The following is a 1,552-nucleotide window of genomic DNA, read 5'->3' as shown; positions in this document are numbered from 1 at the left end:
GTCCCCGTTCTGCGGGGCCCGGTGCCCCGTGGGATCGACAGTGGAGGGGTGCGGGCGGTGCGCGGGCCCTGTGCGGCGACGCCACGGCCCGTGCGCACGGGCCGGACGGACGAGGAGTGACCCCCGTGGTGGAACCAGGACGCAGGCGCCTGGGTGACCGCTACGAGCTGCAGGAGCTCATCGCCGCCGGTGGCATGGGGCAGGTCTGGCGCGGGCTGGACGTTGCCCTGCACCGCCCCGTCGCGGTGAAGGTGCTGCGCAGCGAGTACACCGGCGACCCCACGTTCGTCGCCCGCTTTCGCGCCGAGGCGCAGCACGCCGCAGGCCTGAACCACCCCGGCATCGCCGCCGTCTACGACTACGGCGAGGAGACCGCCCGCGACGGCTCGGGGGAGACCCTCGCCTACCTGGTGATGGAGCTCGTGGAGGGCGAGCCGCTGTCGGCCCTGCTCCACCGCGAGGGCCGGCTGGACGCCGACACGACCCTGTCGCTGCTCGGGCAGACCGCCGCCGCCCTGGCCGAGGCCCACCGCACCGGGCTGGTGCACCGCGACGTCAAGCCCGGCAACATCCTGGTCCGCCCCGACGGCACGGTGAAGATCACCGACTTCGGCATCGCCTGGTCGGCCCGCGGGGTCGCCCTCACCCGCACCGGGCAGGTCATCGGCACGCCGCAGTACCTCTCGCCCGAGCAGGCCGAGGGGCGGCACGCGACCCCCGCCAGCGACGTCTACGCCCTGGGCCTGATCGGCTACGAGTGCCTCACCGGCCACCCGGCGTTCGAGGGCGACAACGCCGTCACCATCGCGCTCAAGCAGGTCCAGCAGGAGCCCGAGCCGCTGCCCGGCGAGCTGCCCCCCGGCGTCCGCACGCTGATCCGGCGCGCCCTGGTCAAGGACCCCGGCGCGCGCTTCCCCGACGGCGCGAGCTTCGCCGTCGCCGTGGCCGCGGTGCGGGCCGGCCGCCGTCCCGACCCGGGGACGGTGACCGTGGACGCCGTGCCGCGCCGGCGCCGTGCCGCGCGTCGCCGTCCCGGGGGCGTGTCGTCCCCGGCGGGGCGGCCCGGGACGCGGACGGCGCACCCGCCTCTTCCGCGGCGGCGCGGCCGGCTGGCGGTCGTGCTGCTGCCGCTCATCGGGCTGCTCGCCGGCGCCGCCATCACCGCCACGCTGCTCCAGGCGCTCACCCAGGGCGGGACGCCGAGCACCGCCGCCGCGGCCGAGGAGCGGATCGACGGCAGCATCGTGCTGGAGGAGGCCGACTTCCTCGGCCGGCCGGTGGGTGAGGTCGCCGAGCGGCTCGCCGACCTGGGGCTGACCGTCACCCTGCGGGCCGAGGTGCGCGACGACGTCGACCCGGACGTGGTCACCGGGGTCGAGCCGGCCGGGCGCCCGCTGCGCGCCGGTGACCAGGTGCTCCTCCGCTACGCCGCCGCCCCGGACCAGCCCGACCGGCCGCGTGAGCCGGTGGTGACCGGAGCCGCCGACCGCGAGGGCGCCCCCGGCCCCACCCCGACCGCCGAGGCCCCGCCGCCGGCGACGGGCGCCGAGAC

General features: G+C 77.7%; 1 protein-coding gene. It reads left to right on the top strand.

Features of this window, described 5'->3' with window-relative positions; translation table 11 throughout:
• Positions 1-125: 125 nt before the first annotated feature.
• A partial coding sequence (locus E9529_RS21370) for a protein kinase (RefSeq protein ID WP_236833268.1) occupies positions 126-1,552 on the top strand: 1,427 nt, incomplete at its 3' end.

It is taken from the genome of Blastococcus sp. KM273128 (assembly GCF_021698975.1).
Lineage (GTDB): Bacteria > Actinomycetota > Actinomycetes > Mycobacteriales > Geodermatophilaceae > Blastococcus.
The sequence above is the reverse complement of the archived record's forward strand: the minus strand, read 5'-3'. Positions and strand labels throughout refer to the sequence as shown.